The sequence below is a fragment of the Paenibacillus sp. J31TS4 genome (genome assembly GCF_018403265.1).
Taxonomy (GTDB): Bacteria; Bacillota; Bacilli; order Paenibacillales; family NBRC-103111; genus J31TS4.
This window is the reverse complement of the sequence record NZ_BOSI01000042.1, coordinates 1-255: the sequence shown is the minus strand read 5'-3', so window position 1 is coordinate 255 and position 255 is coordinate 1. Positions and strand designations below refer to the sequence as shown.

Here is a 255-nt window from a genome sequence, read left to right as displayed (position 1 = left end):
CAGGTTGAAATTCCTGTACCACCGTGAACCGTTATGAGCAATGGGGTGACGCAGAAGGGTAGAGTTGCAGACGGATGGAAGCGTCTGTCCAAGCAGTAAGGCTGGTGCGTAGGCAAATCCGCGCATCATAAGGCTGAGCTGTGATGGGGAGGGAAATTTAAGTACCGAAGAACTTGATCTCAAGCTGCCGAGAAAAGCCTCTAGCCAGGGAGAAGGTGCCCGTACCGTAAACCGACACAGGTAGGTAGGAAGAGA

Annotated in this window: 1 rRNA gene; it reads left to right on the top strand. The window is 52.5% G+C overall.

What is annotated here, in order from left to right:
* Window positions 1-255: ribosomal RNA gene (locus tag KJS47_RS23915) — 23S ribosomal RNA — on the top strand; the annotation flags it as partial.